This is a genomic window from Thalassospira sp. ABD4_177, assembly GCF_056160125.1.
In genome coordinates, this window is record NZ_JBSWWO010000001.1 from 1,980,307 (window position 1) to 1,995,615 (window position 15,309).

Genomic DNA, 15,309 nt, shown 5'->3' on the forward strand with positions numbered 1-15,309 from the left:
TATGTAAATATCATATACCTCCCGCATCCCACGACCGAGTAGGTGGATAGCATCCAAAGCATAGTGCCGTAATCACGCGTATATCATGCCATGATTGTAAAAGTATAATATGACTAATGAGGCTATAGTTTAATTTGGGAGTGCCTCATTCATGCCGGTGTTTAATCGTCTCAAGATTTCTACAAAAGTGTATGGCGGGTTTGGCGTTGTGCTGGTTTTGCTGGTCCTGGCGTCACTTTGGTCGGAATTCTCGGTCAGCAGTGTCGGGGATGATTTTGTCCGCTATCGCCACATCGCCTTGCAATCAAATCAGGCCGGACGGGTACAGGCCAATTTGCTCGAAGCCCGCGTTTCGATGAAACACTACCTGCTGACCGGTGATGGGGCGGCGGCAGACAACGTCAATGAACGTCTGGCAACCGCGATCAAGCTCAATGCCGAACTCGCCCCATTGCTTGATGCGCCTGAGATGATTGAAATCACCAAAGCAGCAGCCGAAAGCCTCAATATCTATCGCGAGACCTTTGCCCGTGTCGTGTCCCTTCCAGCAGGAGACGCTACACGTGATGAGCTGGTGACCAATACGCTCGATAAAATTGGTCCGATGGTGGCCGCCAACCTTGAAAACCTCAAACTGGCGGTCAAGGCCGAACAGGATGAAATTGGCCCGCGGGCCACCAAGGCCGCGTCCCAGGCCGTGATTGTCACAGCGATTGTTGGCGGTGTTGCCCTTATTCTTGGTGTTTTTGCCGCCTGGACCATCGGAACAGGCATATCCCGTCCGATCCGCCAGATCACCGAGGTGATGAAGGAACTCGCCGGGGGCAACAAGCAGGTCGAGATTCCCGGACAGGATCGCACGGACGAAATTGGCGACATGTCCAATGCCGTGTTGGTGTTCAAGGAAAACATGATCAAGGCAGAACAGCTTGCCGCCGAGGAGGCCGAGGCCGTCAAGCGTCGCGAAAAGCGGGCTGAAAAAATCAACGAACTGACAGCCGGTTTTGATCAGGACATGGCGGTGATCCTCAAAACCCTGGCTTCTGCCGCGACCGAGATGCAATCAACCGCAACCGGGATGAGCAGCACGGCCGAGGAAACCAGTCGTCAGTCCGGCATCGTCGCCGCCGCGGCCGAGCAGGCATCAACCAACGTGCAAACCGTCGCCTGCGCGACCGAAGAACTCAGTGCCTCGATCAGTGAGATCACCCAACAAGTCAGTCAGTCGTCAACGGTTGCCAATCGTGCGGTCGAGGATGCGCAAAAAACCAACACCCAGATCCGTGGCCTTGCTGAAGCCGCCCAGAAAATCGGCGATGTGGTCGGCCTGATCAGCGAGATCGCAGAACAGACCAACCTTTTAGCCCTTAATGCCACCATCGAAGCGGCACGTGCCGGCGATGCGGGCAAGGGCTTTGCCGTGGTCGCGGCCGAGGTGAAAAACCTTGCCACGGCAACGTCAAAGGCCACCGATGAAATCACCGCCCAGATCACCGGTATTCAAAACGAGACCGAAGGTGCGGTGTCGGCCATTGCCGAGATTTCGACAACCATCGCCGAAATCAGCGAGATTTCCGCGACCATCGCAAGTGCGGTTGAGGAGCAAGGGGCCGCGACCCTTGAAATCACCCGTAACGTTCAGGAAGCATCAGCGGGCACATCCGAAGTCACCAGCAACATCGTCAGCGTCAATGAGGCGGCCGGATCGACTGGCACAGCGGCCGAGCAGGTGCTAACGGCGGCAGGTGAGTTGTCACGGGAGTCTGAGAGCCTGCGTCACAAGGTCGAGGCCTTCCTGTCGGCGGTGCGGTCCGCTTAAATCTGGTCGGGCGGGGAAAGTGTCATCAAAAGGCACGGGCCCTTGGCGGTGTCATATTCCCGCCCGGCGACAAAACCGATGGCCTCATAGCAGCGAATGGCGCGTTCGTTTTCGGGATCGGGATCGATGCCGATCATCGGCGCGCCGCGCTCAAACAATTGGGCGGTCAACATTTTTAAAAACATCTGACCATGTCCACAGCCCATCATGTCGGGCACACCGATAAAGGCATCCAGACAGCGGGTGTTTTGGGGCAGGGGATCGAAATGCGCCTGTGGCCATTGATGGGCATCATAATGCTGGGCAAAGGCAAAGGGCCGATTGCGATAGGACACAATCAGTGTTGCCATTTCGGCCAGTTCGACATCTTCGGAAATCAGCTCAATCTGCTCGCCCGGATCGCCCCACCAACGGACAACTTCGGGCACATGCAGCCACCGGCCCATCATCGGCAGATCATTTGGGGTTGCCCGTCTGAAGCTGTATTTTCTTGGAGCTATTCTCTCGTTCACTAAGTTAATTTACCTTGTTTGGTCTCAGAACGGTGTTTCGGTTTTGGAGGAAGATAGTGAGCGATACAGAGCATGTGTGGGACAAGCATGAAACCTTGTTCCATTATACGAATCAAGCAGGTTTGTTGGGGATACTGAACAGTAACGACTTATGGGCATCTAGCTACAAGTTTTTAAACGATAGAGAAGAGGTCGTTTTCTTTAAAAAGGTCCTGAGGAATAGTCTCCTGCCATTCTTCGAGAAAAACCTGAGAAATAAGCGTGACCTAGATGAGATGCAAAGTGCACTTCTTCGAGTGCATGGGTACAGCAATTTAGCATCTCAGCAAGCGGATGAATTCATTAATGTGTTATATAAAACCACCTTTCAACCGCAAGACGGTCGGATGGAGTTGGTTCATCCGTTCTTCGTATCCTTCTGCAGTCATACTGACAGCTACGAAAAGAAAAACGGCTTGTTAAGTCAATGGCGTGGATACGGTTCTGACGGAGGATTTGCTATCGAATTTGACGTCAAAGAATTGTCTCGGCAGATTAAAGAGAGTGTTGCTACGTATGAGCGAGCGGTCTCGTTTTTCTGCGATGTTTTTTACTGTGACACTGACAATTCACTACCATCCCTAAATGAGAATATTGAGCGCATCGTTGATACAGCAGAGGCTCTGCTCAGGGGGCGCGAAAACCCATTCGAAAAGTCGTATAGTCCATTCGTAACTGCAGCAACTAGAACCAAACATATTGGTTTTCGAGAAGAGCAAGAGTTTCGGGTTGTGATAGCCCCGATACTGCAGGGCGGGCCGTTCAGTGAACTAGGAGAAGGCTACAGCAAATTCAAGAAAATCTACGTTCGCGAGGGCAAAGATGGTCTAATTCCATACATAAAGTTACTCGAAGAGATTCCCGATCCTTTGCCGATCCGAAGAGTAATCGTCGGGCCATGTCGGCAGCAGCAGCAAAACTATGATGCAGTTTCATTCGCTCTCGAAGGGGCAGGAATTGAGGTGACTTTGTCGGAAACGCCTTATGTTGGCTAGTGCTTTGCTCGCAAGGCCAGATTGACCTTCGATGCGCTTGATTTTCCTATCTGATCACAAATCCAGCTTCCTGTCTCGGCAAGCTTTTCAAGATTGATACCAGTGTCGATGCCAAGCCCGTTGAGCATATAAACAACATCCTCAGTCGCGACATTGCCACTGGCCCCCTTGGCATAGGGGCAGCCGCCCAGACCAGCGACCGAACTGTCAACGGTTGCGACCCCCATCTGCAGGACGGCCAGCAGATTGGCGAGTGCCTGACCATAGGTGTCATGGAAATGTGCGGCGAGCTTTTCGATGGGGACATGTTTGGCAACGGCGTCGATCATCGCCTGTGCCTTTGCCGGTGTGCCGGTGCCGATGGTGTCGCCCAGACTGATTTCATAGCAGCCCATGTCATAAAGGGCCTTGGCAACCTCGGCGACCTTTTCAGGCGCGATGTCACCCTCATAGGGGCAGCCCAACACGCAGGACACATATCCTCGCACGGCAACAAGACCCGCCATGCGGGCGGCATCTGCCACCGGGCGGAAACGATCAAGACTTTCGACAATCGAACAGTTGATGTTCTTTTGCGAGAAACTTTCGGAGGCGGCGCCAAAAACAGCGACTTCGGTAGCGCCAGCGGCAATTGCGGTTTCAAGACCCTTCATGTTCGGGGCCAGCACCGGATAGGTCACACCGGGCTTGCGGGTGATTTGCGCCATGACATCGGGCGCATCAGCCATTTGTGGTACCCATTTCGGGCTGACAAAGGCGGTGGCTTCGATCACGGATAATCCGGCATCATTCAGACGATGGATCAGCTCGACCTTGGTGTTGGTCGGCACCATTACCTTTTCGTTCTGAAGCCCGTCACGCGGACCGACTTCAACGATTTTGACGTGGCTTGGCAGATCGGAAATCAGGGCCATTATTCGGCCTCCTCGATCGCGATCAGTTCCGCACCATCATCAACCTGATCGCCGACGCCAAAGAACACCTCCTTGACTGTGCCCGAAACGGGGGCGGAAATGGTGTGTTCCATTTTCATCGCTTCCATGACGACCAGCTTGTCACCGGCGGTGACCGACTGGCCGGTCTCGGCCATCACGGCAATGATCTTGCCCGGCATCGGTGCGGTCAGGCCGCCGCCTGTGCCCTCGGACCCACCGGCAGCTGCCAGCGGATCAAAGATATCAAGACGATCCGAACGCCCATCGCGGAAAATCATCAGACGATTACCATCACGCAGGACGGTTGCGCGTTTGCGGACGTTATCAAGGCTTGCAACGATGGCGCCGTTTTCATCGCGTTCGGCACTGGCGATGATAGCGCTACCATCGGGCATATCGATGACATAGCCCTGATCACGGTAATGCACCTTCACCAGCATGTCCGACCCGTCATGACGCAGGATCAGGTCATGGTGGTTATCGTCATTCAGCCTGAAGCCCGCCGTGCTGTGCCAAGGCGAGTAGGGGTCGTTGCTTTGGGCCGCATAGCGGGCGGCCTCGGTATCGCGGGTCAGAAGGATATCAAGGGCGGCGAATGCCAACGCCTCGTTATCGGGTGTGACAGGGGCCGGGATCAGGTCATCCTGATAGTTCGGGATAAAGCCGGTTTCGACGTCACCCCGCTCAAATGCCGGGTGCCGGGCAATATTGCCAAGGAAGCCGGTATTGGTCGTCACACCAACGATCTGAACATCATTGAGTGCCGTCGCCATACGACGCAGGGCGGCCTTGCGGTCCACATCCCACGTGATCAGCTTGGCGATCATCGGGTCGTAATGGATCGATACTTCGCCGCCTTCATAAACGCCGGTATCGACCCGCACATGATCGGTTTCACGCGGCATGCGCATATGGACAAGCTTACCGGTGGCCGGCAAGAAGTCATTCTGCGGATCCTCGGCATAGATGCGTACTTCAAAAGCATGCCCCTTGATCGAAAGCTCCTCCTGCGCCTTTGGCAGGGGCTCACCATCGGCGACACGCAACTGCCATTCCACCAGATCTTCGCCGGTGATTTTCTCGGTCACCGGGTGTTCGACCTGAAGACGGGTGTTCATTTCCATGAAATAGAACGCACCTGACGCATCAAGCAGGAATTCAACCGTACCCGCGCCCTGATAGCCGATCGCCTTGGCGGCATCGACGGCAGCCTTGCCCATCTGGGCACGCAGTTCGTCACTCATGCCCGGGGCCGGGGCCTCTTCGATCACCTTTTGATGGCGGCGCTGCAAGGAGCAATCGCGTTCGAACAGGTAAACCGCGTTGCCATGGCTGTCGGCAAAGACTTGAATTTCGACATGGCGGGGTTTGACGATCAGCTTCTCAATCAGGCAATGGTCATCGCCAAAGCTGCTCGCGGCTTCGCGTTTGCAGCTGATCAGCGCATCCTTGAAATCAGACGGGGTTTCAACCGCGCGCATGCCTTTGCCGCCGCCACCAGCCGATGCCTTGATCAGCACCGGATAGCCGATCTTGTCGGCCTCGGCCGCCAGAAGGTCGGGGTCCTGATCCTCCCCATGATAGCCTGGCACCAGCGGCACACCGGCCTTGCCCATGATTTTCTTGGCTTCGGATTTTGAGCCCATCGCACTGATGGCACTGGCCGGCGGGCCGACAAAAACGCAGCCGGCCTTTTCCAGCGCATCGGCAAAGCCGGCATTTTCCGACAGGAAGCCATAACCCGGATGAACGGCATCCGCACCCGATTGCGCAATGACTTCAAGCAGACGGTCGGTGCGCAGATAGCTGTCTTTGGGTGCTGGCGCGCCAATATGGTAGGCCTCGTCCGCATGTTTGGCATGCAGGGCCTTGGCGTCGGCATCGGAATAAACGGCAACCGTGGCAATTCCCATGCGGCGGGCGGTCTTGATCACACGGCAGGCGATCTCACCGCGGTTGGCGATCAGAAGTTTGCGCGGCATGTTATTTCTTGCTCCAGTTCGCGGGACGTTTTTCCAGAAAGGCACCGACACCTTCGCGGCCCTCGTCGCTTGCCCGTTGATCAGCAATACGGTGTGCTGTGTCGTCAATTACGGCATCTGAAATCGGCTTGTTTGCAACCGCGTAAATCAGGTTCTTGGCGGCATGCATCGCATCCGGCCCATTGGCCAGCAGAAGCGTCGCCATTTCCTGCCCACGGGCAGTCAATTCATCGGGGGAGGTGATTTCATGCACCAGACCTATCTGCTGGGCTGTCTTTGCATCAAAACGCTCAGCGGTCAGGAAATAACGCCGTGCCTGATTAACCCCGATGGCCTCAACCACATAGGGCGAAATCACCGCCGGGATCAGACCCAGTTTGACTTCAGACAAGCAGAAGCTCGCACGTTCTGACGCAATGACGATGTCACAACAGGCCGCAAGCCCAACCCCGCCGCCAAAGGCCGCGCCATTGACCAGGGCGATGGTCGGCTTTGATGCGAAGTTCAAAACCTTCATCAGTTTGGCAAGCGCACGGGAGTCAGCCAGGTTTTCAGCATGGCTATAGCCCGCCATGCGCTTCATCCAATTCAGGTCGGCACCAGCCGAAAAGCTTTTGCCCGCCCCGGTCAGAATGATCACGCGCACAGCCGGGTCCGCATCAAGCGCCTCGATCTTCGCTGTCAGGTCAGTGATCAGGACGTCGTCAAACGCATTGTGGATTTTCGGGCGGTTCAGCGTAATGGTCGCAATCCCGAAATCGCTGATTTCACAGATGGCAGCGTTGGTCATGTTATCGGTGTTTATATTGCTCATGATCACCTCACATTCTGAACACGCCAAACCGGGTTTCTTCGACCGGTTTGTTGAGTGCCGCCGACAGGCCAAGACCCAGAACCATACGGGTATCGGCGGGATCAATCACACCGTCATCCCAAAGGCGGGCTGACGCGTAATAGGGGTGACCCTGTTCTTCATACTGATCGCGGATCGGGCCCTTGAATTCTTCCTGCTCGGCTTCGGGCCAGCTTTCACCGCGTTTTTCCATGGCATCGGCACGAATTTGCGTCAGCACGTTGGCCGCCTGTTCGCCGCCCATGACCGAAATGCGGGCATTTGGCCACATCCACAGGAAGCGCGGGCTATAGGCGCGGCCACACATGCCATAGTTCCCCGCCCCGAATGATCCACCGATCAGGATGGTGAATTTCGGGACATTGGCGGTGGCAACAGCGGTGACCAGTTTCGCACCATCCTTGGCGATGCCACCACTTTCATATTTGCGGCCAATCATGAAGCCGGTGATGTTTTGCAGGAAGACCAGAGGAATGCCACGCTGGGCACAAAGTTCGATGAAATGCGCGCCCTTAAGCGCGCTCTCAGAAAACAGGATGCCGTTATTGGCAACGATGCCGACCGGATAACCAAAGATACGGGCAAAGCCGGTGACAAGGGTCGTGCCATACTGTGCCTTGAACTCATCGAACTCGGAGCCATCAACGATACGGGCAATGATTTCGCGCACGTCATAGGGCTTCTTGGTGTCAGAGGGGACCACGCCATAAATCTCGTGCGGGTCATAGGCCGGGGCGCGCGGCTCGCTCAGCGTCAGGCCGGGGTTCTTGGTCCAGTTCAGGTTCTTGACCACATCACGCGCGATTGACAGCGCGTGGCTGTCATCCTGGGCATAATGGTCGGTGACACCGGATGTTTTGCAATGAACATCCGCCCCGCCAAGGTCCTCGGCCGAGACGACTTCGCCGGTTGCGGCTTTTACCAGCGGTGGACCACCGAGGAAGATCGTGCCCTGTTTGCGAACAATGATGCTTTCATCCGACATTGCCGGGACATAAGCACCACCCGCTGTGCAGGACCCCATGACAACCGCGATCTGCGGGATGCCCTTTGACGACATGGTTGCCTGGTTAAAGAAGATGCGTCCGAAATGGTCGCGGTCGGGGAAAACGTCATCCTGACGGGGCAGGTTGGCGCCACCACTATCGACCAGATAGATGCAGGGCAGATTGTTTTCCAGCGCGATTTCCTGTGCGCGAAGATGCTTCTTTACGGTCATCGGATAGTAGGATCCACCCTTGACCGTCGCATCATTGGCGACAATCACGCATTCAACGCCCGATACCCGACCAATGCCGGTAATGATGCCTGCGGCCGGGACGTCCTCATCGCCATACATGCCATGTGCGGCAAGCTGGGAAAGTTCAAGAAACGGCGAGCCAATATCAATAAGCTGGCGAATGCGTTCGCGTGGCAGGAGCTTTCCGCGCCCTGTATGGCGATCGCGCGCGCGTTCACCGCCGCCAAGCTTGACCGTCGCGATCTGATCACGCAGATCGGAAACCAGCTTTTCCATATGCTCGGCATTGTTGCGGAAGTCTTCTGAACGGGCGTTTACCGCAGATTTCAGTACCGTCATCGTCCGTTTTCACCGTTCTTTTGTTGTGGGCAAATCGGCCCGCGTGCAGGGTGTTTATGGCTGTTGTTATGGGTGAAGTTTACGTAAACGTCAATATTAAATCGGTATTTTAGTACCGAAATTATCTATATGCTGCAAATGCGCAGAATATGAAGCGTTTTATAGGCCTTTCATAGGCTCAGGTAATCCGGATTTTTCGGCTGCTTGACGGGGGTTCTTTGCTGCGCTGCACCTAACCGGTTTGGTTTACAAATAACGCGTTCGGGGAATACACTCATGTGTGGAGACACATGGAGACGGTTGGTGTTCGGGTTTGGTTGGCGTAAAAAAGAAAAATCTTATACGGCTTTGATCTGCCTTATGTTTTTGTCGATGGTTGTTGGCCCTTATGCCGCCGCACCGGTGCATGCGCAGGAAGCCGCCAGTGACATTCATTGGCTCAAGGCCGATGTCCCACCCATCGGTATTTCAAGCGGTCCACTGGCCGGCAAAGGGCTGCATGGCGGTATCTTGAAAGCCCTTCTGGGGCATGATGCCGATCCGGGAATGGTCGAGGGACATGCAAACATGGCGCGCCTGTTCAGCCTGATGAAATCGGGCAACTTTTGCGTGCCCGGACTGCTCAGAACATCAGAACGCGAAGAATTCGTCTGTTTTACGGATCATCCGAGTGCTGTGCTTGATTCCAGTCATCTGGTTTATGCGGCCGGCAACAAGAAGCTGCGCGACAAAATTGATGAAAATGTCTCGCTCAAGCAGCTGCTTGAGGATGGTTTCGTCGTCGGGGTCGGGGCGGGCATATCTTATGGCGACGGGATCGACGAGATTATCCAGAGCTATGAGGATGAACCGGTCGTGATCCGCCATCCAACACCCAATTTCATCGAGCCGATCCTTTCGATGATTGAAATGCAGCGGGTGGATTTTTCACTGGCACCGCCTTGGGTGATTACCTGGTTGCTGGTGAACGAAAAGCTGAAGCTGCGCGATGATCGAACCCCAAAGATCATCACGCATCCGTTTCGCGAGGCATCGACAAAAATCAATTATCACGTGGCCTGCACCAAGAATGACTGGGGCCGGCAGGCGGTTGCGTTATTGGATGAAATGCTGACCCGCGCAGATGTTCAGAAGGCCCTTGATCGCAATGCCGACATGTGGATGTCGGTCAAAAAGGCGCAGGAACATTTGCTTGAATAGAGCTTGGCGGGTTAGTCAGCAGGATCGTCGATCAAGCTACCCGAAGCACCCTTGCGCAGTGAAATCCACTGGCCAAGCTGATCGATGCGGTCATTTCCGAAAAACGGTTCGTCCTCATAAAAGAAGAAGGGCGAACCAAATGCCCCCATGGCAATGGCGTCTTCAGTGACGCTGCGCACATGGTCTTTCCATTTCTGGGATTCGACAGCCGTGCGCATTTCAGTGGCATTAATAGAATGGCGGGTTGCCGCAGCAAACACGTTTTCCGGGTTGGCCATATCAAGACCATCGGCGAAATAGCCGCGATAGATATCCGTGGCGAACTTGCGGGCCAGCATCGGGGAGCGCGATTCAAGCCAGTAATAGGCACGCGTCGGTACCAGGGCTGCGTAGGGGAAATTTTTCGGGATCTGGAAGGGCACGTTCTGTAGGCGTGCGCAGCGTTCCATGTCATGGCGGAAATAGGGGCCGCGGATCGGTTGATCGAGAAGAGGGCTTTGTCCGGTCTGTTTGAAGGCCGCGCCAATCATGAAGGGGCGCCAGACGACGGTGACCCCAAGGCGTTGTTCAAATTCTTCCATCCGCTCGGCGGCGAGATACCCGTAAGGCGACGAAAAATCGAAATAGAAGGTGACCTCAGACATTTCCCAAACCCCGTTTTACGTAACCCGTTCATCACGACAATTTTTACGTGCAGATCTTTTGCCTGCTTTACTATACGTAATCTTGATCTATTAAGTTGTTGTGAATCAACAAAATAATAAAATCAGGGGACCACAATTCCGGGGCGGACTTTCACTTCTTCCATGACGACATATGTATGAGTCTGACCGACACCCTGAACAGAAGACAGCCGTTCGAGGAACTCGCGATAGGCATACATGTCCTCGACACGCAGTTTGGCAAGATAGTCAAAACCACCCGCGACCATGTGGCATTCTTCGATTTCAGGCAGCTTTTTGATCGCCGCGGCAAAAACATCAAAGACGTCCGGTGTGGTACGATCAAGAATGATTTCAACGAAGACGACCAGTGACTGGTTAAGCTTGCGCGGGTCCAGTGTTGCCATATAGCCGGTAATAAAGCCATGCTGCTCAAGCCGGCGGACACGTTCAAGGCAGGGGGTCGGGCTTAGATTGACCCGGCGTGACAGCTCGACATTGGACATGCGACCATCATTTTGCAGCTCGCGGAGGATCTGTTTGTCGATCTTGTCCAGGCTCTTGTGGTTCTTCTGCATTATGGATATCCAGCCAGTGTTTGTGACTATAAGAATGTGAAAACCGTGGATGATATATCGTATTTTATCGAAAATTGGCAGCACATTTTTCGGGTGAAATAATATTGTCGGTCACCATAGAGGTGCAACAGGCCCCGAAGCGCTTGGAAAAGCATGCGTTCTTCGGCGTTGGCAAAAGTCAAACATCAGGGAGAGGCTTGAAAATATGTTCCGTTCCGAACTGTCCCAACCAAACGAGATCCGCCAGACCATCCGCGATTCCTATCGTGCTGATGAAGAAGCTGTCGTAGAGCGCCTGATCGAAGCGGCGCGTCTTTCCCCGGAACAGACCGCACGCGTTCATGATCGCGCCTATCAGCTTGTCGCCCGTGTCCGCGAAGCCGATAACGGCAAAAGCGGCATTGATGCCCTGCTTCATGAATATGAGCTTTCCAGTAAGGAAGGCGTCATCCTGATGTGCCTGGCCGAGGCATTGCTGCGCGTACCCGACGCAGTCACCGCTGATAAGCTGATCCAGGACAAGCTGTTTGACGCCGACTGGCAAAGCCATCTGGGCCATTCCGACAGTTTCTTTGTCAATGCATCGACCTGGGGGCTGATGCTGACCGGGCGGGTGATCAAGTTTGGCAAGGCGGAAAAGGCGGACCCGGGGCGTCTGATCAAACGCATGATTGGTCGTTCCGGCGAGCCGGTTATTCGCAAGGCGTTCAACCACGCGATGCGGATCATGGGCCGCCAGTTCGTGATGGGGCGCACCATTGATGAGGCCGCCGAGCGCGCCAAGGCCAATGAGGAAAAAGGCTATCGCTATTCCTATGACATGCTGGGCGAAGCCGCCCGCACCATGGATGACGCCGATCGCTATTATAAGGCCTATGAAACCGCCATTCACGATATTGGTCGGGTTGCCAATGGCCGCGGCCCGATCGACAGCCCGGGCATTTCGGTGAAATTATCGGCGATTCACCCGCGCTATGACTTTGCCAACTATGAACGGGTCATGACCGAGCTGACCCCGCGGCTTAAGGAACTCGCCCTTCTGGCCAAGAAATACGATATCGGCTTCACCGTCGATGCCGAGGAAGCCAACCGTCTTGACCTGTCGCTTGATGTCATCGGCACGGTCTTTGCCGATCCGGATCTTGATGGCTGGGAAGGCTATGGTCTGGCTGTTCAGGCCTATCAGAAACGTGCCTATCACGTTCTGGAATGGCTGGCAGATCTGTCGACCAAGGTCGGGCGCAAGATGATGGTCCGCCTTGTGAAGGGCGCTTATTGGGATACCGAAGTCAAATTCAGTCAGGAAAACGGCTTTGACGGCTACCCGGTCTTTACCCGCAAGGCATCGACCGATGTGTCCTATCTGGCGTGCGCGAAATATATGCTGTCGCGCCGCGATGCGTTTTACTGCCAATTCGCAAGCCACAATGCCCATACCGTGGCATCGATCCTTGAAATGTCGGGCAATGACCGCACCTTTGAATTCCAGCGCCTGCATGGCATGGGCGAAGCCCTGTATGAGCAGATCGTCGATAAAAAGGGTGAAAACGTTCCGTGCCGTGTTTACGCGCCGGTCGGCACCCATGAAGATCTTTTGGCTTATCTCGTGCGGCGTCTGCTTGAAAACGGGGCCAACACCAGCTTTGTGAACCGTATTCAGGATGAACAGCTGCCGATCGAGGAAATGATTGCCGATCCGATCGAAAAGATGGCGGCACTTCCGCGCAAAGGCCATCCGAAGATCCCGGCCCCGATTGATCTTTACGGGGCAACGCGCGTGAACTCGCGCGGGATTGACCTGACCGACACGGAGAAGCTTCTGCCGCTTAGCGCCAAGTTGGCCGAGATCAAGGACAAGACCTGGAACGCAGCCCCGCTGATTGATGGCAAACTTGTTTCCGGAACACCGATTGATGTCATCAATCCGGCCAAGCTGAATGAAAAGGTCGGTGACCTTGTTCAGGCGACCGAGGCCGATGTTGAGGCCGCTGTTGTCGCCGCCGTGAAGGGCTATGAAACCTGGAACAAGACACCGGCAAGCGAGCGCGCCACGGCACTGCGGCGTCTGGGTGATCTGCTTGAAGAAAACATGGACGAGTTCATCGCGCTTTGTCAGCGCGAAGCAGGCAAGCTGTATCTTGATGGCGTTGCTGAAGTCCGCGAGGCGGTCGATTTCTGTCGCTATTACGCCAACCGGGCGGAGGAAACGTTCCGCGAAGGCAGCCCGCTTGAAGGCCGTGGCGTGATTGTCTGCATCAGCCCGTGGAACTTCCCGCTTGCGATCTTCCTGGGGCAGGTGACTGCGGCCCTTGCAGCAGGAAATGCTGTCATTGCCAAACCGGCAGAGCAGACTTCACTGGTTGCGGCCCGTGCGGCAGAGCTGATCCTTGAATCTGGTGTGCCGGGCTCGGCATTCCAACTGGTACCGGGGCCGGGCCGTGTGATTGGTAATCAGCTGATCAATGATCCGCGCATTGCCGGGGTGGCCTTTACCGGCTCGACCGAAACTGCACAGCTGATTAACCAGGCACTGGCAAAGCGCCCGGGTGTGCCATTGCCGCTGATTGCTGAAACAGGTGGTCAGAACGCGATGATTGTGGACTCGACCGCACTCCCCGAACAGGTCGTGCAGGACGCGATCATTTCCGGCTTCCAGTCGGCAGGGCAGCGTTGCTCGGCGCTTCGTGTTCTGTTTGTTCAGGAAGACATTGCCGACAAGCTCTGTGACATGCTGGTCGGGGCGATGAAAGAACTGCGCGTCGGTGATCCGAAGTTCCTGGATATCGACGTCGGTCCGGTGATTGACGAGAAATCGCGCAAGGTTCTTGAAGCCCACGCTGAGCGCATGAAAAAGGAAGCCAAGCTTCTGCATGCGTGTAACACGCTTCCGGAATGCGAAGGTGGCAATTTCTTTGCCCCGCATTGCTTTGAAATTCCGTCGATTGATGTTCTTGAACGTGAAGTGTTCGGGCCGGTCGTGCATGTGGTGCGTTTCAAGGCACGTGACATGGACAAAATCCTCGATCAGATCAATGCATCGGGCTATGGCCTGACGCTTGGTATCCATTCACGTATCGACACGACGGTGCGCGAAATCTCGCACAAGCTGCGTGTCGGGAACTGCTATGTAAACCGCAACCAGATTGGTGCGGTGGTTGGCGTGCAGCCATTTGGCGGGCAGGGCAAATCCGGGACCGGCCCGAAGGCCGGTGGCCCGCACTATGTCGAACGCTTTGCCAAGCCGATTGCACATGCCCAGACCATCTCCAATGATGATGTGGCAGATGATCGTGCGCCGATCATCGTCAAGGATGTCATCGCGACCAACGAATATGCCGCGATGCTGACGGCCCAGGAAGAATGGCAGGCAACCGATGGCAATGCCCGTGTCACCATTCTTGAAAAGCTCTCAAGCAAGATGGAGGCATCTGGCAATGATGCCCTGGTTGCCGGGGCGGATCACGTTGCGAACTTTGCAGCCCTTTCTGAAAACGGTTTTGTCGCACCGACCCGGATGCCCGGACCGACCGGTGAAACCAACGACCTTTATTGTCAGGGCCGTGGGGTGTATCTGATCCAGGCCGACAAGGACGCCGAACCGGCAAAGATTATCCGTCATCTGGCCGCTGCCCTTGCGGCTGGCAATGCGGTGATCCTTGCAGGTGACCAGAAATGGCTGGCTGAAATTCCGGCACTTGCACAGCAGGCGGGTCTGCCGGCCAAGCTGATCAAGGCTGTCGGGACCAATACGGGCCTTGGTGCGATGTATGATGGCGATATCGCCGGGGTATCCTGTGTGGCCACCCTTGATCGGGTGACCTCGTTCAAGCAGCTTTTGGCCAAGCGGGATGGTGCGATCCTGTCGCTGATTTCCGATAGCGGGGCCGAGGATGACGGCGCACTGCCCGATGAGGCGTTTCTGCATCGCTTTGCCACCGAAAAGACGATCACGATCAACACCACGGCGGCCGGGGGCAACGCATCCCTGATGTCGATGGAAGAAGACTGATCCGCATCGGATTGGCGCTTTTGCGATCCTGAAATCTGCAAATGGACCGGGAAGGGATTTCCGGTCCATTTTTCTATCTTTTATTCATCTTCTCTGAAGTAGTATGCCTGCGCCCGAAGAGCGGTTGGGCTTTTTTTCGTCAAAAT

11 protein-coding genes are annotated in these 15,309 nt (G+C 55.3%); 4 read left to right on the forward strand and 7 right to left on the reverse strand.

The features are described from left to right. Nucleotides 1-151 precede the first annotated feature (151 nt). The gene (locus tag ACXAF0_RS09050) at nt 152-1,819 is read left to right on the forward strand and encodes a methyl-accepting chemotaxis protein (RefSeq protein ID WP_475345550.1); all 1,668 of its coding nucleotides are present in this window, start codon (nt 152-154) and stop codon (nt 1,817-1,819) included. Here ACXAF0_RS09050 and ACXAF0_RS09055 read toward each other — a convergent pair. Next, on the reverse strand, nt 1,816-2,331 hold the full coding sequence (locus tag ACXAF0_RS09055) for a GNAT family N-acetyltransferase (protein ID WP_475345551.1): 516 nt from the start codon (nt 2,329-2,331) through the stop codon (nt 1,816-1,818). The genes ACXAF0_RS09050 and ACXAF0_RS09055 overlap by 4 nt on opposite strands. Before the next feature lie 56 nt (nt 2,332-2,387). Here ACXAF0_RS09055 and ACXAF0_RS09060 point away from each other — a divergent pair, with 56 nt between their 5' ends. Next, the gene (locus ACXAF0_RS09060) at nt 2,388-3,365 is read left to right on the forward strand and encodes a DUF2971 domain-containing protein (RefSeq protein ID WP_475345552.1); all 978 of its coding nucleotides are present in this window, start codon (nt 2,388-2,390) and stop codon (nt 3,363-3,365) included. Here the strand turns inward: ACXAF0_RS09060 and ACXAF0_RS09065 are convergent. From ACXAF0_RS09065 to ACXAF0_RS09080, 4 genes are read right to left on the reverse strand one after another with little or no spacing between them, the layout of a single operon-like run. Beyond that, nucleotides 3,362-4,279 (reverse strand): hydroxymethylglutaryl-CoA lyase, encoded by a 918-nt coding sequence (locus tag ACXAF0_RS09065; RefSeq protein WP_475345553.1) that lies wholly within the window; start codon nt 4,277-4,279, stop codon nt 3,362-3,364. The two genes, ACXAF0_RS09060 and ACXAF0_RS09065, sit on opposite strands and share 4 nt — an antisense overlap. Further along, entirely contained in the window at nt 4,279-6,282 is a 2,004-nt protein-coding gene (locus ACXAF0_RS09070) for an acetyl/propionyl/methylcrotonyl-CoA carboxylase subunit alpha (RefSeq protein WP_475345554.1), read from the reverse strand. Before ACXAF0_RS09070 ends, ACXAF0_RS09065 begins: the two co-directional genes overlap by 1 nt. Nucleotide 6,283: 1 nt before the next feature. Further along, nucleotides 6,284-7,096 (reverse strand): enoyl-CoA hydratase/isomerase family protein, encoded by an 813-nt coding sequence (locus ACXAF0_RS09075; RefSeq protein WP_475345555.1) that lies wholly within the window; start codon nt 7,094-7,096, stop codon nt 6,284-6,286. Nucleotides 7,097-7,103: 7 nt separating this feature from the next. Next, nucleotides 7,104-8,714 (reverse strand): carboxyl transferase domain-containing protein, encoded by a 1,611-nt coding sequence (locus ACXAF0_RS09080; RefSeq protein ID WP_475345556.1) that lies wholly within the window; start codon nt 8,712-8,714, stop codon nt 7,104-7,106. Between the two features lie 360 nt (nt 8,715-9,074). Here ACXAF0_RS09080 and ACXAF0_RS09085 point away from each other — a divergent pair, with 360 nt between their 5' ends. After that, on the forward strand, nt 9,075-9,914 hold the full coding sequence (locus ACXAF0_RS09085) for a hypothetical protein (protein ID WP_475345557.1): 840 nt from the start codon (nt 9,075-9,077) through the stop codon (nt 9,912-9,914). Nucleotides 9,915-9,925: 11 nt separating this feature from the next. Here the strand turns inward: ACXAF0_RS09085 and ACXAF0_RS09090 are convergent, their stop codons facing one another. Next, on the reverse strand, nt 9,926-10,558 hold the full coding sequence (locus ACXAF0_RS09090) for a DsbA family protein (RefSeq protein ID WP_475345558.1): 633 nt from the start codon (nt 10,556-10,558) through the stop codon (nt 9,926-9,928). 122 nt (nt 10,559-10,680) lie between these two features. After that, entirely contained in the window at nt 10,681-11,154 is a 474-nt protein-coding gene (locus ACXAF0_RS09095) for an Lrp/AsnC ligand binding domain-containing protein (RefSeq protein ID WP_475345559.1), read from the reverse strand. 205 nt (nt 11,155-11,359) lie between these two features. Between ACXAF0_RS09095 and putA the strand changes: the two genes are divergently transcribed. After that, nucleotides 11,360-15,163, forward strand: a complete 3,804-nt coding sequence (gene putA, locus ACXAF0_RS09100) for a bifunctional proline dehydrogenase/L-glutamate gamma-semialdehyde dehydrogenase PutA (RefSeq protein ID WP_475345560.1) — start codon at nt 11,360-11,362, stop codon at nt 15,161-15,163. The last annotated feature ends 146 nt before the right edge of the window (nt 15,164-15,309 follow it).